Annotated in this window: 18 protein-coding genes and 1 riboswitch; of the genes, 11 read left to right on the top strand and 7 right to left on the bottom strand. The window is 68.0% G+C overall.

Annotated features, from left to right (window positions below; translation table 11 throughout):
• Positions 1-60: 60 nt before the first annotated feature.
• Positions 61-2700: a TonB-dependent receptor gene (locus QP552_RS02495; RefSeq protein ID WP_286074877.1), complete on the bottom strand. Its 2640-nt coding sequence runs from the start codon at positions 2698-2700 to the stop codon at positions 61-63.
• 192 nt (positions 2701-2892) lie between these two features.
• Here QP552_RS02495 and queD point away from each other — a divergent pair, with 192 nt between their 5' ends.
• The gene (gene queD, locus QP552_RS02490; protein WP_004141227.1) at positions 2893-3255 is read left to right on the top strand and encodes a 6-carboxytetrahydropterin synthase QueD; all 363 of its coding nucleotides are present in this window, start codon (positions 2893-2895) and stop codon (positions 3253-3255) included.
• Between the two features lie 116 nt (positions 3256-3371).
• Complete coding sequence (locus QP552_RS02485; protein ID WP_111113628.1) at positions 3372-3719, top strand: phasin family protein; 348 nt, start codon at positions 3372-3374, stop codon at positions 3717-3719.
• 435 nt (positions 3720-4154) lie between these two features.
• Here the strand turns inward: QP552_RS02485 and asnB are convergent, their stop codons facing one another.
• Positions 4155-6056 (bottom strand): asparagine synthase (glutamine-hydrolyzing), encoded by a 1902-nt coding sequence (gene asnB, locus QP552_RS02480; RefSeq protein WP_180851341.1) that lies wholly within the window; start codon positions 6054-6056, stop codon positions 4155-4157.
• A gap of 350 nt (positions 6057-6406) precedes the next feature.
• Here asnB and QP552_RS02475 point away from each other — a divergent pair, with 350 nt between their 5' ends.
• Positions 6407-7096 carry a winged helix-turn-helix domain-containing protein gene (locus tag QP552_RS02475; protein ID WP_004154050.1) on the top strand — a complete coding sequence of 230 codons (690 nt, stop codon included), beginning with the start codon at positions 6407-6409 and terminating at the stop codon, positions 7094-7096.
• Positions 7093-8439 (top strand): ATP-binding protein, encoded by a 1347-nt coding sequence (locus QP552_RS02470; RefSeq protein ID WP_286074874.1) that lies wholly within the window; start codon positions 7093-7095, stop codon positions 8437-8439. The genes QP552_RS02475 and QP552_RS02470 overlap by 4 nt, the downstream gene beginning before the upstream one ends.
• Here QP552_RS02470 and QP552_RS02465 read toward each other — a convergent pair.
• Positions 8436-9905, bottom strand: coding sequence for a HAMP domain-containing sensor histidine kinase (locus QP552_RS02465; protein WP_111113566.1), 1470 nt, complete (start codon positions 9903-9905; stop codon positions 8436-8438). The genes QP552_RS02470 and QP552_RS02465 overlap by 4 nt on opposite strands.
• On the bottom strand, positions 9902-10621 hold the full coding sequence (locus tag QP552_RS02460; protein WP_005407947.1) for a response regulator transcription factor: 720 nt from the start codon (positions 10619-10621) through the stop codon (positions 9902-9904). The genes QP552_RS02465 and QP552_RS02460 overlap by 4 nt, the downstream gene beginning before the upstream one ends.
• 144 nt (positions 10622-10765) lie before the next feature.
• Here QP552_RS02460 and msrB point away from each other — a divergent pair, with 144 nt between their 5' ends.
• The 4 genes from msrB (at position 10766) to QP552_RS02440 (ending at position 15511) form a co-directional block, all read left to right on the top strand.
• Positions 10766-11338 (top strand): peptide-methionine (R)-S-oxide reductase MsrB, encoded by a 573-nt coding sequence (gene msrB, locus QP552_RS02455; RefSeq protein WP_286074873.1) that lies wholly within the window; start codon positions 10766-10768, stop codon positions 11336-11338.
• 2 nt (positions 11339-11340) lie between these two features.
• Positions 11341-13110, top strand: a complete 1770-nt coding sequence (locus QP552_RS02450) for a cytochrome c biogenesis protein DipZ (protein ID WP_286074872.1) — start codon at positions 11341-11343, stop codon at positions 13108-13110.
• 14 nt (positions 13111-13124) lie between these two features.
• Positions 13125-13862 carry a peptide-methionine (S)-S-oxide reductase MsrA gene (msrA, locus tag QP552_RS02445; RefSeq protein WP_286074870.1) on the top strand — a complete coding sequence of 246 codons (738 nt, stop codon included), beginning with the start codon at positions 13125-13127 and terminating at the stop codon, positions 13860-13862.
• Positions 13863-14068: 206 nt separating this feature from the next.
• Positions 14069-15511: a PLP-dependent aminotransferase family protein gene (locus QP552_RS02440; RefSeq protein ID WP_111113562.1), complete on the top strand. Its 1443-nt coding sequence runs from the start codon at positions 14069-14071 to the stop codon at positions 15509-15511.
• 126 nt (positions 15512-15637) lie between these two features.
• Here QP552_RS02440 and bioD read toward each other — a convergent pair whose 3' ends face one another.
• Positions 15638-16324 (bottom strand): dethiobiotin synthase, encoded by a 687-nt coding sequence (gene bioD / locus QP552_RS02435; protein WP_286074869.1) that lies wholly within the window; start codon positions 16322-16324, stop codon positions 15638-15640.
• A 67-nt stretch (positions 16325-16391) separates the two neighbouring features.
• Here bioD and QP552_RS02430 point away from each other — a divergent pair, with 67 nt between their 5' ends.
• Entirely contained in the window at positions 16392-16874 is a 483-nt protein-coding gene (locus tag QP552_RS02430; protein WP_106549780.1) for a GAF domain-containing protein, read from the top strand.
• Positions 16871-17233, top strand: coding sequence for a TfoX/Sxy family protein (locus QP552_RS02425; RefSeq protein ID WP_005407939.1), 363 nt, complete (start codon positions 16871-16873; stop codon positions 17231-17233). Before QP552_RS02430 ends, QP552_RS02425 begins: the two co-directional genes overlap by 4 nt.
• A gap of 103 nt (positions 17234-17336) precedes the next feature.
• Here the strand turns inward: QP552_RS02425 and QP552_RS02420 are convergent, their stop codons facing one another.
• Positions 17337-17915, bottom strand: coding sequence for a histidine phosphatase family protein (locus QP552_RS02420; protein ID WP_286074868.1), 579 nt, complete (start codon positions 17913-17915; stop codon positions 17337-17339).
• 143 nt (positions 17916-18058) lie between these two features.
• Positions 18059-18282, top strand: a riboswitch (cobalamin riboswitch).
• A 114-nt stretch (positions 18283-18396) separates the two neighbouring features.
• Here QP552_RS02420 and btuB point away from each other — a divergent pair.
• Entirely contained in the window at positions 18397-20238 is a 1842-nt protein-coding gene (btuB, locus tag QP552_RS02415; protein WP_286074867.1) for a TonB-dependent vitamin B12 receptor, read from the top strand.
• A 58-nt stretch (positions 20239-20296) separates the two neighbouring features.
• Here btuB and gph read toward each other — a convergent pair whose 3' ends face one another.
• Positions 20297-20965, bottom strand: coding sequence for a phosphoglycolate phosphatase (gph, locus tag QP552_RS02410; RefSeq protein ID WP_286074866.1), 669 nt, complete (start codon positions 20963-20965; stop codon positions 20297-20299).
• Positions 20966-21029 lie beyond the last annotated feature (64 nt).

The raw sequence follows: 21029 nt of genomic DNA, 5'->3' as shown, positions 1-21029 counted from the left end.
AACCCAACGGCAGACAGTCGCGCGGCCGGCCCCCGAAGGTGACCGGCCGCAACGGATGGATCAGAAGCGGTAATCGAAACCGAGCGTGAAGTAGCGGCCGCGCAGGTCGTACTGGCTGAAGTCGTACGGCGCGCGGATGCCCGGGAACGAGGCGTCGTACGGCGGCGTCTTGTCGGCCAGGTTCTGCACCTTGGCGTACACGGTCAGCTTGTCCACGCCGGTGTAGGCCAGGTAGAGGTCGTACTGGCTGTAGCTGCCGACGCGCGTCTGCACGGCCTTGGCCGCGGTGCTCGCTTCCTGGCGGTAGCCGCTGGTGTAGTACCAGGTTACGGCTGCGTTGAAATCGCCGTACTTCCAGTCCAGCGTGGTGGTGGCCTTGTCCTTGGGCAGGGTCGCGCCGAGGTTGCTTCCGGCGTAGTCCACCAGCGGGCCACCGACCACGGTCGGGCGACGGTAGTCGCGCACGTGGGTGTAGGCCGAGGATACGGTGAAGTCGCCGAGCGCAGCGGTCGGGATGCGCTGGCGCAGTTCAACGTCGATGCCCGAGGTCTTCAGCTCGCTCAGGTTCTGGTAGCGGTTGTAGACCGCCTGCAGCTTGCCGCGCTCATCGCGCTGCACGGCACCGGCCACGTTGTCGTTGACCAGGGTCTGGGTGTTGTTGGTGCCGACCAGGTTGTCCAGCTGGATGCGGTAGTAGTCCACGCTCAGGTTGGTGTTGGCCCACGGCGACAGCACCACGCCGAAGTTCACGCTTTTGGTGCGTTCGGGCTTCAATTCGTTGTTGCCGACGGTGAAGAAGGTCGGGTTCTGGCGCGAGCCCGGCACGTCCGGATCACGCGGGTCGACCACGCTGCCGTAGGCGATGCTGGTGCTGTTGGAGTTCTCCGACAGCGACGGTGCACGGAAGCCCTTCGAGGCCGACGCACGCACCAGCAGGAAGTCCAGCGGCTGCCAGCGCAGGCCGATCTTCGGCGAGAAGGCATCGCCGAAATCGTCGTAGTGGTCGGCGCGCGCGGCGGCGGACAGCTCCAGCGTCGAGGCCAGCGGCACGTTCACTTCGGCGTAGGCCGCACTGACCTGGCGCTTGCCGTGCACTTCGGCAATGGCCGGGCGCACCTGCAGGCCGGCATCGATCTGCCACGGGTTGTTGGAATCGAGCTTCTCGCGGCGCCATTCGGCACCCGCAGCGAAGCCGATCTCCCCGGCCCAGGTGCGGCCCAGGCTGCCGGAGATCTTCGCGTCGATGCCCTGCAGCTTGGATTCGGCCGGGCGCAGGGTGGCGATGTTGATCGAGTCGCGCACCGACTGCGGTGTCGCCGCCGGGTTCAGCAGGTTGTAGCTGCCCGAGGCCAGTGCATCGGCCAGCGCCCAGCGGTTGGCGAAACCACCAGAGACGCTCTCGCGCTCGCTGCTGCGTGCACCGAACGCAGCCACTTCCCAGTCCCACGACGCGGTGGTGCCACGCAGGCCGAACACACCGCGGTAGGCGGTGGAGCGGTTGGTCTTGATCGTGCCGCCGAGGTCGAAGAAGGTGTACTCGATCGGGATCGCACGGCCGTACGGGTTGTAAGGGTTGTTGGCCGGCAGCAGCGACGACACCGGCTCGGCCAGGCCGCTGTTCGCGTTCAGTGCGAAGCGACCACTCTCCAGGGTGAAGAACGGGCTGCTGCCGAACCACGCGGCACTCTTGATCTGGCTGTACAGCACTTCGCCGAAGGCTTCGACGTTGTCGTTCAGGCGGAAGGTACCGTTGGCATAGGCCTGGTAGCGCTTGGTGGAGGGGATCAGCGTGGTGAACGGCGCCTGGTTGAAACCGCAGGTGTCGCCTGCCAGGCCATCGATCGGCGCGCTGGCAACGCGGGTGGTGCCGGCCGGGCAGTTGCCGCTGGCATCGAGCATCGGTACCGACACGCCGTTGACCAGGTAGCGCGCGCCCTTGGCCGACCAGCCGTTCCAGCGGCCACCGGGCTTGTCGGTGTAGATGCCGCTGCTGGTCAGGTTGCGCTCGTCCTGATCGAGGCGCTCGCGGTTGTAACCCTGCAGGCTGAAGAGGATGTTGTAGCCATCGGTGTCGAGGTCGCCGAGGCCACCGACGAACTTCAGGTTCTGCTCGTGCAGGCCGCCCTGGTCGGCGCCGCCGAAGCTGCCGCCGATCTCGGCGCCTTCGAAGTTCTGCCGGGTGATGATGTTGACCACGCCGGCCACGGCGTCGGAGCCGTACACCGCCGAGGCGCCGTCCTTGAGCACTTCGATGCGCTCGACCGCGACCAGCGGCAGCGCGTTGAGATCGACGAAGGTGTCGGACAGGCCACCGGCCGGGAAACCATAGTTGGCCAGGCGGCGGCCGTTGAGCAGCACCAGCGTGTTCTTCTGCGACAGGCCGCGCAGGCCGATGCCGGCCGAGCCGGACGCCCAACCATTGTTGGTTGTTTCGTTGCTGGCGTTGCCGGTGTTGGCCGAGATCGAACGCAGCACGTCAGCCACGGTGGCCTTGCCGGTCTGTTCCAGCTGCTGGCGGCCGATCACCTGCACCGGGTTGGAGGCCTCGGTATCGGTGCGCTTGATGTTGGAACCGGTGACGCGCACGGCGGCCAGGGTGCTGGCTTCGCCACTGGCGTCGGCGGTGGTTTCGGCGGCGGCGGACAAAGGCGCGGCCAGAGCGACGGCCAGGGCCGCCACGAGCAGGGTGTGCTTGGGCATGACGATGTGGGGGAGGTGGTAAGGGCGATGAAGTTCCGCAGTAGTCCATGCCTGGCCGGGGTCCGGCCAATAACATCTCTTCATACGGATATAAGAGAAACTATCATCTCTTCATCCGGATGAAAAGACTTTCTTCACGAAAGGCCAACATCCACTCAGGCTGCCCGGCTGCCCGCGGCGTACAATCGCGCCATGGAAATCTTCAAAGTCTTCATGCTCGAGGCGGCGCACCGCCTCCCCAACGTGCCGCCGGGGCACAAGTGCGCGCGCCTGCACGGCCACTCGTTCCGGGTGGAACTGAAGGTCGAGGGCGAGCCCGGCGCGCAGACCGGCTGGATCATGGACTTCGGCGACGTGAAGGCGGCCTTCCAGCCGATCTACGACCGCCTGGACCACCACTACCTCAATGACATTCCCGGCCTGGAGAACCCCACCAGCGAGAACCTGGCAGTGTGGATCTGGAATGAACTCAAGCCCAGCCTGCCGGCGCTGAGCGAGATCACCGTGCACGAAACCTGCACCTCGGGCTGCCGCTACCGCGGCCCTGCGATCTGATCAAACCATTGATCTGAAAGGTTTTTCAAAGGCGCCCTGGGCGCCTTTGTTATTTTTGTTGCAATGCGGCATCAAGGGCGTATGCTGCAATGCATCAAGTCACTTCCTGATGCCCCATGGCCGCCGCCTTCAGCGATCGCTTCAGTGATGCCACCCGCCAGCTCGCAGCCGCGGCAACGCGCGCGAACCGGTTGGCGTTGGAGAACGCGGAAAGCATGTTCGGCGTGCAGTTGAAGGCGATGGAGCGCAACCTGACCGCCACCAGCGGCTGGCTGGGCGAACTGGCCCGTAGTGAAGACGCGGCCGGTACGCTCTCCAAGGGCGCGCAACTGTGGCAGGACAACCTGCAACGACTGGGCCAGGCCCAGCAGGACATGGTCGGGCTCGGCCTGCAGGCCAGCAAGGCCTGGTCCGAACTGGCGCAGGGTTACAACGCATCAACCGCGGACGCGAACAGTCACTGACGCGACGCAACGCTCATTGCATGGGTCCCTCCCCCCATGCAATCCGGACCCGGCAGATCCCTCCCTCTGCCGGGTCTTTTTTTGCCTGTCGCCTGGATTTCGAAGTGCGTCCTCGTTCGAGATCTCTGAGAGCTGATGGGCCCCGCCAGGGCAGGCAGGGGCCTGGGCAAATGTCCCCCAGCGCCGGCCGTTGGCCGTCACCTCCTCCTTTACTTTGCCCAAACCCCTGCCCGCCCCGACGAGGCTCGGCGTGCGGCAGGTAGAGAGCAACGCTCGTGACAACCTTTCAACGAGGCGCCGACGAACTCCGGACGCAGGGCGGAGGCCCTTGCGTACGAAGTAAAGGAGGAGGTGACGGCCAACGGCCGGCGCCGGAGGACATTCGTACGCAAGGGCCTCCGACCTGCGCCGCGCAGGACAACCCGCGAAGGAACCTCAGCGCCCGCGACCACCGTGCCAATGCTGGTGCCACGCCTGGAACATCAGCACATTCCACAGGTGCGTGTGCCACTTGCGCTCACCACGCAGGAACGCCTCCCAGATACCGCGCACGCGCGCCGCATCGAAGCAACCCTGGTTGCGCAGCAGCTGCGGGTCCAGCAGCGCCTCCGCCCAATCGCGCAGCGGGCCGGCCAACCAGCGCGCCATCGGCGGCCCGAAGCCGCGCTTGGGGCGATACACCAGCGGTTCGGGCAGGTAGCGCGCCAGCAGGTGCTTGAGGATCAGCTTGTGCTCGCCATCGTGGTACTTCAGGTGCTGCGGCAGGCGCCAGGCCAACCGCACCACCTCCATGTCCAGCAGCGGTGCGCGCGTTTCCACACCCGCCGCCATGCCCGCACGATCGACCTTGGCGAGAATGCCTTCGGCCAGGTCCATGCGGAAATCCAGCAGCTGGATGCGCGCCTCGGCCGGCAGCGCGGTGTCCTGCTGCTGGAAGATCGTCATCGGCTCGCGTGCGCCCAGCACCACCTGCGCCGGCTGCCGCCAGCGCGTCACGCGCTGCAGGTAGTGGCCTTCCACGTCGTTGGCGGCGACTTCCGCCACCAGCGCACGCCAGCCGCCAAGGCGGCCTCGCTCCACGTTCATGCGGTTGCCGCTGCGCCGTGCCAGGTCACGCACCCAGTCCGGCAGGCCACCGCACAGGCGCGCATTGCGCAGCGCGCGGCCGTAGCTGGGGTGACCGAAGAACAGTTCATCGCCACCATCACCGGTCAGTGCAACCGGCTTGCGAGCGCCCAGCAGTTCGCTGGCGAGCAGGGTCGGCAGCTGCGATGCATCGGCGAACGGCTCGCACCAGACCTGCGGCAGGCGCTGCAGCAGGTCCAGGCCCTGGCGCGCGTCCATGCGGTGCAGGTGATGCTGCACGCCCAGGTGGCGCGCGACCTGCGAGGCCCAGTCGCTCTCATCATGGCCGGGATCGTCGAAACCGACCGTCCAGGCTTCGATCGGCAGGGTCGACTGCGCCTGCATCATTGCGGTTACCAATGAAGAATCGGTGCCACCGGACAGGAACGCGCCGCAGGCCAGCGGCGAGTGCATGCGTGCGGCAATGGCCTTCTGCAGTACCGCTTCCAGCTGGTCGGTGGCCTGCTCCAGGCTGGGGGCCGGCTGCAGCGGTTCCTGCAGTGCGCTCTGCATCGCATCGCGTGCGCACCAGTAGCGTGAGCCGCCCTGCGCGGCCTGGCTGGAACCGCCAGCCGCATGGTCATTCAGATCGATGCGCAGCATCGCACCTGCCACCAGCTTGTGGATGCCGCGGTAGATGGTGTGTGGTGCCGGCACATAGTCATGGCGCAACAGCAGGCTCAGCGCATCCTGGTCGATGCTCGGGGCAAAGCCGGCGAAGGCCTGAAGCGCCTTCATTTCCGAGGCAAACAGGAACTGGCCCTGGTACCAGCCGTAGTACAGCGGCCGCTCGCCGACCGGGTCGCGGGCCAGCCACAGTTCGCGCGACTCGCGGTCCCATACGCTGAAACCGAATGCGCCCTCGATGCGGGAGAGCGCCCGCTCCACGCCCCATTCGACGATCGCCTGCAGCAGCAGCCGGGCATCGCTGCAGCTGCGCGGCAGATCGCGCAGCTGCGACTGCAGGTCGGCCCGGTTGTACAACCGGCCATCCAGGCACAGCACGTAACGACCACAGTCCGAACTCAAGGGCTGCAACGGCGTATCGGTTGGCGCCCGGCAATGGCCCAGCGCCAGGCCGGCCTCGGCGTCGGTCCAGTAGCCGATGCGGCCCCGGCCGCGCTGCTGCAGGGCGCGCAGCATCGGCGCCAGCTGCTGCAGCAGGTGTTCGTCCTCGGCGGGCGGCAGCCAGGCCCCGACCACGCCGCTCATCGGGCACCTCCGCAGCGGCAGCGGCGGGACGGGTTCAGCAGGCAGGCGGCGGCGGGCGACATGGGAACGGCACGCGGAGCGGAGGAGACTCCATGCTCGGCCCGCCCCCGGCCCCGCGTCAGTCGCTTTGCTGTCAGCGATGGTCACCGCATGTATCACGAAGGTAACGTTTTGTAACAGCAACAGGCTATGCTGGACGCCAAGTTGTTGCCGGGCCTGAGGCTCGGCCCGTGCGCCAGCAACCCCGGCTGAATGGCGCCCGCCCCCGGGACCCGGGCGGCCCGAAGGCTGGGATAGCATCGCCGCGCTCGTGCCGTGGCGGTACGTTTGCGTCCACGGAGGCCTTGAAAATGCTGGATATCGTACTGGTCGAAGACGATGCCCGCCTGGGTACGATGGTCAGCGACTATCTGCAGCGGCATGGCTACCAGGTGGCCCACGAGCGCAGCGGTGAGCGTGCGGTGACCCGGATCCTGGCCGAGAAGCCGGCTCTGGTCCTGCTCGATGTCGGCCTGCCCGACCAGGATGGTTTCGAAGTGTGTCGGCAGATCCGGCCCCACTATGACGGCATCATCTGCGTGCTGACCGCCCGCACCGACAACATCGACCAGGTGCTGGGACTGGAACTGGGCGCCGACGATTACATCGGCAAGCCGATCGAACCACGGGTGCTGCTGGCCCGCCTGCGCGCCCACCTGCGCCGCCACCGCCGGGTCGAGCCACGCGACGGCAGCCTGCGCTTCGGCGAACTGAACATCGACCCGTCCACCCGCAACGTGCACCTGCAGGGCGCCCTGCTGGAACTGACCACCGCCGAGTTCGACCTGCTGTTCCTGCTGGCCAGCAACGCGGGGCAGATCCTCGACCGCGACGCGCTGCTGCGCGGCCTGCGCGGGATCGCTTTCGACGGCCTGGACCGCTCGATCGATGCCCGCATCTCGCGCCTGCGCCGCAAGCTGGGCGACAACCCGGAGCAGCCGGAACGGATCAAGACCGTGCGGGGCCGCGGCTACCTGTTCAGCCGATCGGCATGGGGATGAAGCGTACGCCCTCGGCGATGCGCGGCCACGCCTTCCACTTCCTGCGCTACGGCATCGGCTTCCTGGTCGCCCATCTGCTGCTGATCGTGCTCGGCCTGTGGGCCTGGGACGCGCTGCTGGAAGACCGCACCGAAGCCGGGCTCCAGGCCGAAATGCGTGGCACCCATGCCCTGCTGCAGCACCGCTTCGCCGAAACCCCGCGCGAGCAGTGGCCGACGCTGGCGCGCGAACTGGACGCCGACTTCGCCTATGCCCTGCGCATGGTGCCGTTGGCCGAGGCGATGAAGGAGCTGCCGGCCAGCCAGCGTCCCCCCTTCAACAACGGCCGCGTGCAGATCGACCTGGAGCACATGCGCAGCCTTCAGCGGATCGGCGACAGCGACTATGCGGTGATGCTGGGGCCGTTGGACGAAGCGCTGCCCGACGAGGGCTGGCAGGACAGCGAAGTGTCCGGCGTGGCCATCCTGCTGCTGATCCTGATGGTGGCCGTGGCACTGCCGATGTACGTGATGGTCTACCGCCTGTGGCGCGACGTCTCGCAGTTGGCGCAGGCGGCACGGCAGATGCGCGACGGACAGCTGGACACGCGTGCGCCACGCGCCGGCACCGCGCTGGTGCGGCCGCTGGCCAATGCCTTCAACCATATGGCCGAGCAGCTGCAGCAGCTGCTGGAAAGCCAGCGCGTACTGGCACAGGCGGTGGCACATGAAGTGCGCACCCCACTGGCACGGATGCGCTTCGGCCTGGCCGACCTGGAGGACACCGCGCTGGACGAGATCCAGCGTGATGCCCTGGGCGGCCTGCGCACCGATGTCGATCGGCTGCAGCACCTCACCGATGCCGGCGTCGAGTACGCCGCACTCGGCCGCTGCCATCAGCTGACCCGGCAGCGCCTGCAGCTGGCGGCACTGGTCCGCGGTGTGGTCGCCCAGTTCGCGCCGTTGCCGATGCCCGTGCAGCAGGCGCTGTCGCCGGTGGGCCTGGTCAACGTCAACCGGCACATGCTGGAACTGGCATTGCGCAACCTGCTCGGCAATGCCCTGCGCTACGCACGACGCCAGATCCGCATCGCCAGCACGGTCAACGACGGCTGGCTGTGCCTGCAGGTGGAGGACGATGGCCCCGGCATCGCGCCCGAGCTGCGCGGCCAGGTACTGCAACCCTATGTGCGCCTTGACCCGGGCAGCCCCGGTTTCGGCCTCGGCCTGGCCCTGGTGCAGGTGGTGGCCGACAAGCACGGCGGCCACGTGGAGGTGACCGATTCGGAGCTGGGCGGTGCCTGCATCCGCCTGCGCCTGCCGCTGGAAAGCGGCGGCGTGGTGGAGTGCGAGGCGGCCTGCTAGGCCGCCGGTTCCGCGCGCGGCAACGCAAACACGAAAAGCGCGCCGCGCTCGCTGTCACGCAGTTCGATGCGACGGCCGTGCAGCTGCACGATGCGCTGCACGATCAGCAGGCCCAACCCGCCGTTCTCGCCACGTCGCGCGCCGAGCGCGGCCGGTGCCTGGAACAGCTGCGTGCGCAGTGCAGGGGCAACACCTGGACCATCATCGGCCACGCTCACCTCCACGCTGTCCGGCGTCGCGCACAGGCGCACCTCGATCCGGCCCTCCTCGGGCGCATGCCGCAGCGCGTTGTCGAGCAGGTTGGTCAGCACCCGCTCGACCAGGCCCAGATCGGCGCGCACCAGCGGCAGGCCTGGCGGGAAATCCGCGTGCAGGCGCTGGTTGCGCGCCTGCGCAGCCAATTCGAATTTCTGCAGCACGTCCTGCAGCAGTTCCGGCAGCGCGAACACCTCCCACTCCAGCCGCACTTCGCCGTGCTCCAGCCGCGCCAGCTCGAACAGCGCGCGTGCCAGCCGACCGACCTTGGCACTCTGCGCCAGGGCGATACCGAGATAGCGGCGGCGCTCGTCCGGTGACAGCGTGGCGTCCTTCAACGCCAGCGTTTCCAGGTAGCCGTGCAGCGACGACAGCGGCGTGCGCAGGTCGTGCGAGATGTTGGCGACCAGCTCGCGCCGCTGCAGGTCCTGCTGGCGCAGCTGCTGCCATTGCTCGCCCAGCCGCTGCGCCATCTGCGCGTGCGCGTGTTCCAGGATCACCAGTTCGTCGCGCTCACCGGGGCGCAGCGGCTCGGGCGGCGGCAGCGGCGTCGGCGCATCGATGTCGAAGGCCTGGATGCGCCGGGTCAGCCGCCGCAACGGGCGGGTCACCCAATAGAACGCCACCAGCCCGGCCAGCAGGCCCAGGCTGCCGACCAGCATCACCGACCACAGCGTGGTGTTCCACTGGCTGCCGGCGGCAAGGTCGTCGGACAACATCTGACGGTGTTCGCCGACCAGCACCACGTACACATAACCGGCCTGGCGACCCTGCACGATCAGCGGCGCGGCACTGAACACCTTGCGGCCATCCGCGCTGCGCGGGTCATCGCCGAGGATCGGCAACGGTGCACCGGCCAGCAGCCGGCGCAGCGGCGCCACGTCCACCCGGTTGCGCACCAGATGGCCTGTGGGCGCATCGTGGCCGAGGATGCGCCCCTGGTCGTCGAGCAGGTAGACCTCGACGCTGGGATTGACCGCCATCAGCTGGCCAAACAACGCGCGCACCGCGGCATCGCGCATGCCGCTGGTGTCCATCAGTTCGCTGCGCTGGGCGATGTGCTCGGCCAGGCCCAGCGACAACCGCTGCACCACTTCCTGCTCGTGGCGTGTATTGGCGCGCATCTGCAGCGCCAGCAACGCCATGCAGCACATCAGCATCAGCGCAGCGATCACCGCCGCCAGCTTCTGCCACAGGTTCGGCTTGATCATGCCGCCGCCCCGGCCGGATCGACCAGCTTGTAGCCGCGCCCCCACACCGTCAGCAGCCGCCGCGGGTTGGCCGGGTCCGGCTCGATCTTGCTGCGCAGCCGATTGATGTGGGTGTTGACCGTGTGCTCGTAACCGTCGTGCTGGTAGCCCCATACCTGGTTGAGCAGCTCCATGCGCGCGAACACCTGGTCCGGATGGCGGGCAAAGAACAACAGCAGGTCGAACTCACGCGGGGTCAGCTCCAGCGCGTTGCCATCCACCGAAGCGGTGCGCGCGACCGGGTCCAGCTGCAGCCCGCCCAGCTCGATCGCACCGGCATCGATGCGCGCGCTCTGCGCCATCGCCTCGGCCCGGCGCAGCAGCGCACGCACGCGGGCCACCAGTTCCGGCATCGAGAAGGGCTTTGCCAGGTAGTCATCCGCACCCAGTTCCAGGCCAACGATGCGCTGCGTTTCGCTGCCACGCGCACTGATGATGATGATCGGCACGTAGCGCGCCATCGCGCGTGCACGCTGGCAGACCTGCAGGCCGTCCACGCCGGGCAGCATCACGTCCAGCACCAGCGCATCCCATGGCCCTTCCTGCTCAAGCAGGCGCAGGCCGGCATCGCCGCTGGCGGCATGGGCGACGTCGTAGCCCTCATCGCCCAGGTGCATGCGCAGCAGGTCGGCGATGTGGGCATCGTCTTCAACGATCAGCACGCGTTTGGTGGACATCGGCAGCTCGGGGCCAGTGGGGAGGCTGGCTGCATTGTGGCGCGGGACGGCCGCCGATACCTCACGAAAAATTGAATCCTGCGTGAGGATTCGTTGACCCGGGCGGGCGCAGCATGGCCCCGTCGCCCCTTCCCGGAGTCTGCCATGTCCCTCACCCGCCGCCACCTGCTGAGCCTGGGCGGTGTTGCCACCGCCGCCGGCCTGCTCGGCCTGGGGGCCTGCAGCCGTGCCGCCCCGGCCGCCGCTGAAGCACGTCCGGCGCGACAGTTCGAGGTCATGCACAGCGATGCCGACTGGCGCCAGCGCCTGACCCCGGCGCAGTACGCGGTGCTGCGCCAGCAGGCCACCGAGCGCCCGTACAGCAGCTCGCTCAACAAGGAGCACCGGCAGGGCACCTTTGCCTGCGCCGGCTGTGCGCTGCCGCTGTTCTCCTCCTCCACCAAGTTCGAGAGCGGCACCGGCTGGCCCAGCTTCTGGGCGCCGTTGCACAACGCCATCGGCGAGGACCGCGACGTCACCTTCGGCATGCTGCGGGTGGAAGTGCACTGCCGGCGCTGTGGTGGCCATCTCGGCCACGTGTTCAACGACGGCCCGCGCCCGACCGGGCTGCGCTACTGCATGAACGGTGCGGCGATGGTGTTCGTTCCCGGTGCAGGAGATGGCACCGCCGACGGCTGGCGTGTGCCGGTCGGTTCTTCCACCACTTCCGGAGCCTGACCATGCTGCTGTTGCTGCTTGCCTATCTGGGGGGCGCGCTGACCCTGCTCAGCCCGTGCATCCTGCCGGTTCTGCCGTTCGTGTTCGCACGTGCCGACCGCCCCTTCCTGCGCAGCACGCTGCCGCTGCTGCTGGGCATGGCAATCACGTTCACCGTGGTCGCCAGCCTGGCCGCGGTGGGCAGCCAATGGGTGGCGCAGGCCAACCAGGTCGGGCGCTGGATCGCCCTGCTGCTGATGGCGCTGTTCGCGCTGGCATTGCTGTGGCCGCGGTTGGCCGACCATCTGCTGGCGCCGTTCCAGCGCGTGGGTGCGCGGCTGAGCGCGCGTGCAGATGCCGCCGATGCCGCAGGTCATGGCGGCGCATGGACCTCGCTGCTGATCGGCATCGCCACTGGCCTGCTGTGGGCACCCTGCGCCGGGCCCATCCTCGGCCTGGTGCTGACCGGTGCCGCGCTGCACGGCGCCAGCGTCGGCACCAGCACGCTGCTGCTGGCCTACGCGCTGGGCGCCATCACCGCGCTGGCGTTGGCGGTATGGGTCGGTGGCCGCGTGTTCCGCGCGCTGCAGGCGCGGCTCGGGCTCGGCGACGTACTGCGCAAGGTGCTGGGCGTGGCCGCGCTGCTGGCGGTGGTGGCGATCGGGCTGGGCTGGGATACCGGCCTGCTGACCCGCCTGTCCACGGTCAGCACCGCGCGCATCGAACAGGGCCTGCTGGATGCGGTACCTGGTGCGCAACCGTCAGCACCGCCGATGATGATGATGGCTGGCCCCGATGCGGGTGCCGATGCACCGCTACCGGTCGAAGGCACCCTGCCCGCGCTGGACGGTGCCACAGGCTGGCTCAACAGTCCGCCGCTGACGGCCCAGCAGCTGCGCGGCAAGGTGGTGCTGGTCGATTTCTGGACGTACTCCTGCATCAACTGCTTGCGTGCGATGCCCTTCGTGCACGAATGGGAGCGCCGCTACCGCGACCACGGCCTGGTGGTGATCGGCGTGCATACGCCCGAGTTCGCCTTCGAGCGTGACCCGCGCAACGTCATGAAGGCGGTGCAGCAGCTGAAGGTCGAGTACCCGGTGGCACTCGACAACCAGTACACGATCTGGCGCGCGTTCAACAACCGCTACTGGCCGGCGCAGTATTTCGTCGATGCACAGGGCAACATCCGCGGCCACCAGTTCGGCGAAGGCAACTACGCACGCTCGGAACAGGTGATCCGCCGCCTGCTGGCCGAGGCCGGCCAGACGAATCTGCCGCCGCCAGCCGATCCCGCCGCCGCGGACCTGCAGGGCGTGGCCGCGCAGGCCGACATGGGCAATCTGCGCTCGCCGGAAACCTACCTCGGCCACGCCCGTGCCGAGCAGTTCGCCTCACCCGGTGGGCAACGCAGCGACACCGCGTTCAACTACACATTGCCGGCCACCCTGGCGTTGAACCAGTGGGGCCTGTCCGGACGCTGGACCGTTACCGACGAGGCTGCGCAACTACAGCAGGCCGGTGGCCGCATCGCCTTCCAGTTCCATGCGCGCGACCTGCACCTGGTGCTGGCGCCGGACCAGGAAGGAAAGCCAGTGCGCTTCCGCGTCCTGCTGGATGGCAAGCCGCTGCCCGCTGCCGATGCCGGCAGTGATGTCGGCGCCGATGGCAGCGGCGTGGTCAACGAGCACCGCCTGTACCAGCTGGTGCGACAACGCGGCACGGTCGGCCCACATCGCTTCGAGATCGAATTCCTCGATGCGGGCGTGCAGGCCTATGCCTTCACCTTCGGTTGAACCGGGAGCACACGATGAAACTCTCCTTTGAACAAGGCATCGCCGCCGGTGTTGCAGGTCTGGTGGCCACGGCATTGATCGCCGGTGTGCTACTCGTTGACCACGGCGCCATCGCGGCACCGGTCGAAGCCAGCGCGCAGACCCAGGCACTGCCTGTACCCACGGGCGATGCCGCATTCCGCGATGACGCCACCCACGCCAGCGTGGTGTTTGCCGGCGGTTGCTTCTGGGGCGTGCAGGGCGTGTTCCAGCATGTCAAAGGCGTGAGCAATGCGGTGTCCGGCTACATCGGTGGCAGCGCTGCCAACGCAGGCTACGAACGGGTCAGCAGCGGCCAGACCGGCCATGCCGAGGCGGTGAAGATCGACTACGACCCGCGCCAGGTCAGCTACGGGCAGCTGATGCAGGTGTTCTTCTCGGTGGCACACGATCCGACCCAGCTCAACCGCCAGGGGCCCGACCACGGCAGCCAGTACCGTTCGGCGATCTTCACTGACGATGCCCGCCAGCAGGCAGCCAGTCGTGCCTACATAGCCCAGCTCGGCAAGGCCGGCAGCTACCGCGCACCGATCGTCACCCAGCTGGTCAGCGGCCAGCGTTTCTACCCGGCCGAGAGCTACCACCAGAACTACATGACCAACTACCCGCAGGCGGCCTACATCCGCTACTACGACGCGCCGAAGCTGGCCGCCCTGGGCAAGCAGTTCCCGGGGCTGTACCGGCGCGATGCGGTGCTGGTGCCGATGCGCTGAACCAGTCCGGTAGCGCCGGGCCATGCCCGGCGGACCCATGCATTCCGCCGGGCATGGCCCGGCGCTACCTACACACAAAAAAAAGACGCACGGCCATCCAGCCGTGCGCTTGGAAAGTACCGGTCGTGCCCCGATCAGGCCCGGCCGACAACGACATGCTAGGCTCGTCATCTTCATGGGTACAGCACCAGATGACGGGATATTCGATGGATACAGATGACCAGACCTCGATGATTCCCCCCCGCTACCAGCGGCTGTCCGATGAACTGGCCGAGGCCATCCACGGCGGCCGGCTTCCAGTAGGCAGCCGCCTGCCCTCGCTGCGGCAGATGGCGTCGCAGCGCCGGCTCAGCCTGAACACGGTGATCGCCGCCTACCGCCAACTGGAAGACGCCGGCCTGGTGATTCCCCGGCCCAAGGCTGGCTTCGAGGTCGCGCCACGGCTGTCGGTGCCGGAACGGTCGTTGCGCGATGTGCCCTCGGCGCCCACCGCACCGCTGCAGCAGGTGCTGATGGCACGCGTGCTTGAGGCGCAGCGCCGCCCGGGCGTGATCGATCTGGCCTTCGCCGGCCCGCGCGGTCGCCAGTTCTACCCCGGCGCTCAGCTGGCCAAGCACACCGCGCAGGTACTGCGCCATGGCCAGCAGACGGTGGAGACCTACGCGCGCCCGAATGGTTCGCCGCGGCTGCTGGCGCAGATCGTGCGCCGCGGTCCGCGCATGGGCCTGCACACCCACCCCGAGCGCCTGCTGCTGACCCACGGCGCGATGGAGGCGCTGCAGCTGGCATTGCGTGCAGTGACCCAACCGGGCGACGCGGTCGGCATCGAAGCGCCCTCCTACTTCAATCTGTACCCGTTGCTGGCCAACCTCGGCCTGCAGGCCATCGAACTGCCCACTCATCCGCAGCAGGGCCTGGATGTCGATGCCCTGGACGCGCTGCTGGAGCACACACCGCTGGCCGCGCTGGTGGTGATGCCGACCGTGCACAACCCGCTGGGCTGCACCATGCCGATGGACGCCAAGCAACGCCTCGCCGAGCTGGTCAATGCACGCCAGCTGCCGTTGATCGAGGATGCGGTGTACGCAGAACTGCAGTTCTGCGAGCCGCCGGCGCCACTGCTGAAGGCGTTTGATCGCGACGGCTGGGTGATGGTGGTCGGTGGCTTTTCCAAGACGCTGGCGCCGGACTATCGCATCGGCTGGCTCGATGGTGGCCGCTTCGCCGAACGCATCGCGCTGCTGAAATTCCAGTCCACTGGCGGTGAGCCGCAGCTGCTGGGTGACGCGGTGGCCGCGTATCTGGAAGCGGGCAGCTACGAGCACCACCTGCATCGCATGCGTCGCCTGTATCGCGAACAGGTCGGACGCCTGCGCCAATTGGTGGCCGAACACTTCCCGGCCGGCACCCGCGCCACTGAACCACAGGGCGGCTTCCTGCTGTGGCTGGAACTGCCGGGCATCGATACGCGCGAACTGTTCGAGCGTGCGCTGCAGGAGGACATCGTGTTCATGCCTGGCCAGGTGTATTCACGTGGCGCGCGGTATCGCCATTGCCTGCGGCTGTCGTGCTGCCAGACGCTGGATGCGCGCTTCATTGGCGCGGTGGAGCGGCTGGGCGCGATCGCGAGGGAGCTGGCAGTGCGCTGATTGATCGGTAGCGTCGACTGTTAGTCGACTGCACTTCACCGCATGCCCGAAAATCCCGCGCTACGCGCGGGAGTCGACTGACAGTCGACTCTACCCTCTCCGGCATCGATTTCGCGTTTCAGCACATCAGGCGTCGAACAGATGCACGCTCAGCGCCTCACCGCTGGCCCCCGGCAGGTGCGGCAGCCGCCCCCAGCACGGCATCGGCAGGCGCTGCTGCAGCGTGGCGAAGTTTTCGTCCTGGCGCTGCATGGCCGGGTCGATGTGGTTGCCGATCCAGCCCAGGCATTCCACGCCACTGGCCTGCAGTGATTGCGCGGTCAGCCGCGCATGGTTCACGCAGCCCAGCCGCATGCCCACCACCAGCAGCACCGGCAGCTGCAGCGCGCGCACCAGGTCGAGCTGGTCCAGCGAAGCCGAGACCGGCGCCAGCCAGCCGCCCACACCCTCCACCACCACGATGTCAGCCTGTGCACGCAGGCGCTCGAACGCGGCGATGATCGGCGCCAGTTCCACCTGCACGCCGTCCTCGGCAGCAGCAAGTTCCGGTGCCAGTGGTTGCCGCAGCGCATACGGATTCAGGTCGGTGTAGTCCGGCACCGGCCAGCTGGCCGCCTGCAGCGCCAGCGCGTCCTCGTTGCGCAGGCCCTGCCCCCGGTCCTCGCTGCCACTGGCCACCGGCTTCATGCCCACAGCGCGCAGGCCGCGCCGGCGCAGCGCATGCAGCAATGCGGTGCTGGCCGCGGTCTTGCCGATCTCGGTATCGGTGCCGGTAACGAACAGGGCCGGCGGCAACGGGGTGGGCAACGGCATCGAGGGCTCCAACGGGGCAACAGTACGTGCATTATCACCGGCCCGGCGCGCTTGCTAGACTGCGGGCATGTTCGCCAATGCCTCGCTCACCGGCAGCAAGCCGGAACAATACGCCCAGCTGCTGGAACAGGCCCGTGGCCTGGTCTACGGCGAGTCCGACCGCATCGCCAACGCGGCCAACCTCTCTGCGCTGGTCTATCACGCCCTGCCCGACCTGAACTGGGTGGGCTTCTATCTGTACGACGGCAAGGAACTGGTGGTCGGCCCGTTCCAGGGCCTGCCGGCCTGCGTGCGCATTCCGCTGGACAAGGGCGTGTGTGGCGCCGCTGCCAGCCAGCGCGTGACCCAGCGCGTGGAGGACGTCGACGCCTTCCCCGGCCATATCGCCTGCGATTCGGCCTCGCGTTCGGAACTGGTGGTGCCGCTGCTGCGCGGCGATGAACTGATCGGCGTGTTCGACATCGACAGCCCGAAGGTCGGCCGCTTCGACGCAGAGGATCAGTCCGGCCTGGAAGCCATCGCCCGCGTGTTCGTCGAGGCGTTGGGATGAGCGCACCGAAGCTGCGCAACATCGGCCCGAAAAGTGCGGCGTGGCTGCGCCAGGTCGGCCTGCGCAGCCGCGACGACCTGGTCGCGATCGGAGCCGTCGGCGCCTTCGTCAAGGTCAAGCGCGCCGGCTTCAAGCCCAGCCTGAACCTGCTGTACTCGCTGGAAGGCGCGTTGCTGGACTGCCATTGGCAGGAGCTGAGCGAGCCACAGCGCGAGGCACTGGTGCAGGATTACGAAGCGCGCATCGCTGCGCATCCGCTGAAGGCAGCCGGCCCGGCCTCGGGCCCGGTGCATGAGCAGCGCTTCGATGCCGATGATGACGCTGAAGACAGCGTTGCCGAGGGTGCGGACGAGGATTGAGGGCTCCGCGCACGCGCTCGCCGGGCTGGGAATGCCGGCCAGCGGCCGGCACTACCACGGCGATGCGCGATCAGTAGCGCCGGGCCATGCCCGGCGAGCGCGCTCAGGGCTGCTGCAGTTCCAGCAGCTCACCCACCAGCCCGGCCTCGCCACGCTCCAGCCACACCCGCAGGCGGGTGCCGTGGTCGATACGCAGGGCCCAGCAGAGCGACATCGGCAGGCCGCAGACCTGCGACAGCACCATGCGCAACGGGCCACCGTGGCTGACCACCAGCGTCGGTACCGGGTCATCATCATCAAGCAGGCGATCCAGCGCGCGCGCGATGCGCCGCTCGAAATGTCCCCAGCTCTCGCCGTTCGGCGGCGGGAACGCATGCGGATCGGCGTGGAAGGCGGCCAGCGCATCTTCCGGCAGGTCGAACAGCGATTGCCCGTCCCAGTCGCCAAAATCCAGCTCTTCCCATTCCTCGTCCGCTTCGACGTCCAGCCCGCGCGGGGTGGCCAGCGCCATGGCCGTATGCAGCGAACGCAGCCGCGGCGAACTGATCACCCGCTCCCAGCACTGCCCGGCATAGGCCTCGACCAGCTCCTGCGGCAGGCCGGCCAGCTGCGGTGGGTCGCTGCGGCCATCAAGGTATTCATCACGGCCGTTGCCGGCATGGCGGACCAGGTCGAGGATCATGCGCGCGTCCCGGACGGGCAACGCAGGTACAGCGGAAAACGGGCGGACATCGGCAACGGCACCACGGGATCGAGCAACCATTCTAAAGGCACAGCAAAGGCAGCCGCGCAGGCGCGACGCAACGGGACTGCCTGCGATGCCGTAGACTGCGCCCACTTCCAGGTGACCTGCGGCCGTGGCCGGCAGGTTGAAACGGGAAGCCGGTGACGCGTGATTCCACGCCAGGCCGGCGCTGCCCCCGCAACGGTAAGCACGTCAGTTCCAGGCAACACCGCCACTGTGCCGCAGGCATGGGAAGGCGCCTGGACGGTGGCCTCGCGCCACCCGGCGGCGAGCCCGGAGACCGGCCCGGAAGCCTCAGGTCGCGATGCGGTGGGCATGGCGCTGGATGACCGTGGCGTGCGCTGCGGCATCGGCGCGTGCCTGCCTTCGCGGCTCCTCCCCTTCGCCACGCGGGCGTGCGTGGCACCTGGAGTCCCCCATGAAGCTGCAGTCCCGAATGCTGTCCCTGGCCGTGCTGGCCGCCCTGCCCGCGCTGGCACAGGCCAACGAGGACACCACCGCGCTCGACCAGATCCTGGTCACCGCCACCCGCACCCCGATCGCCCTGCAGGACAGCATCGCGCCGGCACAGGTGATCGACCGCGCGCAGATCGAATCCAGCCAGGCCACCTCGCTGCAGGAACTGCTGCGCGGGCGTGCCGGCATCAACCTGACCAATGCCGGCGGCCTCGGCAAGCAGAGCTCGCTGTTCCTGCGCGGTACCAATTCCGGCCACACCGTGGTGCTGGTGGATGGCGTGCGCATCAACAGCGCCGACCTCGGCCTGGCCATGTACCAGGACCTGCCGCTGGCGCAGATCGAACGCGTGGAAATCGTGCGCGGCCCGCAGTCGAGCCTGTACGGCGCCGACGCCATCGGTGGCGTGATCCAGATCTTCACCCGCCGCAACCAGGGTGACTTCGCCCCGCACTTCCAGCTTGGCGGTGGCAGCAACGGCCTGCGCGAAGCCAGCGGCGGCATCGGCGGTGGCACCGAGCGCGGCTGGTTCGGTGCGGATATCGCCTACCAGCATTCCGATGGCATCGATGCCTGCCGCGGCTCGGCCACGCTGTTCACCGGCTGCTTCGCCGACGAGCCCGATCGTGACGGCTACCGCAACCTGTCCAAGAGCCTGCGCGGTGGCTACACCTTCAACGACCAGTGGAACGTGGAAGGCAGCGCACTGCGCGCCGACGGCAAGAACCATTACGACGGTTACTACAACTATTCGGAAACCCGCCAGCAGGTGCTGGCTGGCAAGGTGCGCTACACGCCGTCCGAGCGCCTGGCATTCACCGCCAACGTCGGCCGCAGTGACAACGAGTCGGACAACTTCGGCGACTTCGGTGCACGTGGCAGCGCACAGACCCACCGCGACAGCGCCTCGCTGCAGGGTGACTTCGGCGTGGCCGAGGGCCAGCTGCTGAGTGCCGGCGTGGACTGGAGCGAAGACAATCTGGACGGCAGCAGCGCGGGGTACCTTGTCGACAGCCGCCGCAACACCGGCGTGTTCGTGCAGTACCAGGGTCGCTTCGGCCGCCACCAGCTGCAGGCCAGCGCACGCAACGACGACAACCAGCAGTTCGGCAACCACGCTACCGGCAGCGTTGGCTGGGCGATGGAACTGGGCCACGGCCTGCGCGTCAACGCCAGCTATGGCACGGCGTTCAAGGCACCGACCTTCAGCGATCTGTACGACCCGTGGAGCGGCGTGCCGACGTTGAAGCCGGAGAAGTCCAAGAGCGCCAACCTCGGCGTTTCGCAGCAGGGCCAGGGCTGGCACTGGGGCCTGGACGTGTATGAAACCCGCATCGATGACCTGATCACCTACGATGCGGCGACTTTCAAGATGCAGCAGGTGGAGAAGGCCCGCATCCGCGGTGCCGAACTGACCGGTGGCATGCTGCTGGCCGGCTTCGACATCAACGCCCAACTTAGCTACACCGACCCGCGCAACCGCACCGGCGGCAGCACCCAGTTCGACAACTGGCTGCCACGCCGCGCGCAGCAGACCGCGCGCCTGGACATCGACCGCCGCTTCGGCGACTTCCGCGCAGGCCTGACCGTGCAGGGTGCCAGCAAGCGCTACGACGATGCCGCCAACACGGTGAAGGTGGGAGGTTACGGCACGCTGGATCTGCGCGCCGAGTACGCGCTGACGCCGTCGTGGTCGCTGCTGGCACGTGCCGCCAATGTGTTCGACCGCAACTACGAGACCGTGGCGTGGTTCAACCAGCCCGGCCGTGAGTACCAGTTGAGCGTGCGTTACCAGCCGAAATGAGGAAACGCGCCGGGCATTCCCGGCGCTTTTTCCATCGACGCGTGGCGTCGATCTACCGCTACACCGGAATACCGGCGGCCAACCCCGGCAGTTCACGCAGGTCGTCGATCACCGCCACCGCATGCGCGGTGGTCAGGTCCAGGCCGCGCGGATAGCCGTAGCGCACCAGTGCGATCGGCATGCCGGCATCTTCGGCGGCGCGGTAGTCGGTCAACGAATCACCCACCATCAGGCAGGACTCCGCCGGCAGCCCGAAATGCGCGGCGATGTGCCGCAGTGGCTCACCGCTGGGCTTGCGCTGCGCCAGCGAGTCGCCGCCCAGCACCAGCGCGAACGCATCACCGATGCCCAGGTGCTGCAGCAGTGGCGGCACCAGTGCTTCGGGCTTGTTGGTGCAGATCGCCAGCGGCACGTTGCGCGCACGCAGTTGCGCCAGCGCTTCGGCCACACCATCGAACAGGCGCGGGCTGCGCAGCAGGCACTCACGGTAGTGCACCATGAACACCGGCATCACCTCGGCCAGGTCCACCTCGCGGCCGGCGGCCTGCACCGCCTGTTCGACCAGACGACGCACACCGTCGCCGATCCAGCCCAGCACGGTGGCTTCCGGCACGCGTGCCACACCGATGTCCTCCAGCGTGCGGTTCAGCGCTTCGGCAATATCGGCAGCGCTGTCGACCAGCGTGCCATCGAGGTCGAACACGACCAGCGGATACGGATACGACAAGGGACGGCACCTGCATGACGTGGGGCCGTCCATTGTACGCCGCGGTGTTTTGGGCCGGCCTGCC

Origin of the sequence: Stenotrophomonas sp. 59 (genome assembly GCF_030291095.1) — a bacterium.
GTDB classification, from domain to species: domain Bacteria; phylum Pseudomonadota; class Gammaproteobacteria; order Xanthomonadales; family Xanthomonadaceae; genus Stenotrophomonas; species Stenotrophomonas maltophilia_Q.
The sequence above is the reverse complement of the archived record's forward strand: the minus strand, read 5'-3'. Positions and strand labels throughout refer to the sequence as shown.

Coding starts and splice junctions, on each gene's coding strand:
- QP552_RS02460 (WP_005407947.1), bottom strand. CDS start 10,621: ATGTCCACCAAACGCGTGCTGATCGTTGAAGACGATGCCCACATCGCC.
- QP552_RS02475 (WP_004154050.1), top strand. CDS start 6,407: ATGCTGGATATCGTACTGGTCGAAGACGATGCCCGCCTGGGTACGATG.
- QP552_RS02420 (WP_286074868.1), bottom strand. CDS start 17,915: ATGATCCTCGACCTGGTCCGCCATGCCGGCAACGGCCGTGATGAATAC.
- bioD (WP_286074869.1), bottom strand. CDS start 16,324: ATGCCGTTGCCCACCCCGTTGCCGCCGGCCCTGTTCGTTACCGGCACC.
- QP552_RS02470 (WP_286074874.1), top strand. CDS start 7,093: ATGAAGCGTACGCCCTCGGCGATGCGCGGCCACGCCTTCCACTTCCTG.
- QP552_RS02430 (WP_106549780.1), top strand. CDS start 16,392: ATGTTCGCCAATGCCTCGCTCACCGGCAGCAAGCCGGAACAATACGCC.
- btuB (WP_286074867.1), top strand. CDS start 18,397: ATGAAGCTGCAGTCCCGAATGCTGTCCCTGGCCGTGCTGGCCGCCCTG.
- QP552_RS02495 (WP_286074877.1), bottom strand. CDS start 2,700: ATGCCCAAGCACACCCTGCTCGTGGCGGCCCTGGCCGTCGCTCTGGCC.
- queD (WP_004141227.1), top strand. CDS start 2,893: ATGGAAATCTTCAAAGTCTTCATGCTCGAGGCGGCGCACCGCCTCCCC.
- msrB (WP_286074873.1), top strand. CDS start 10,766: ATGTCCCTCACCCGCCGCCACCTGCTGAGCCTGGGCGGTGTTGCCACC.
- QP552_RS02450 (WP_286074872.1), top strand. CDS start 11,341: ATGCTGCTGTTGCTGCTTGCCTATCTGGGGGGCGCGCTGACCCTGCTC.
- QP552_RS02485 (WP_111113628.1), top strand. CDS start 3,372: ATGGCCGCCGCCTTCAGCGATCGCTTCAGTGATGCCACCCGCCAGCTC.
- msrA (WP_286074870.1), top strand. CDS start 13,125: ATGAAACTCTCCTTTGAACAAGGCATCGCCGCCGGTGTTGCAGGTCTG.
- QP552_RS02440 (WP_111113562.1), top strand. CDS start 14,069: ATGGATACAGATGACCAGACCTCGATGATTCCCCCCCGCTACCAGCGG.
- QP552_RS02465 (WP_111113566.1), bottom strand. CDS start 9,905: ATGATCAAGCCGAACCTGTGGCAGAAGCTGGCGGCGGTGATCGCTGCG.
- asnB (WP_180851341.1), bottom strand. CDS start 6,056: ATGAGCGGCGTGGTCGGGGCCTGGCTGCCGCCCGCCGAGGACGAACAC.
- QP552_RS02425 (WP_005407939.1), top strand. CDS start 16,871: ATGAGCGCACCGAAGCTGCGCAACATCGGCCCGAAAAGTGCGGCGTGG.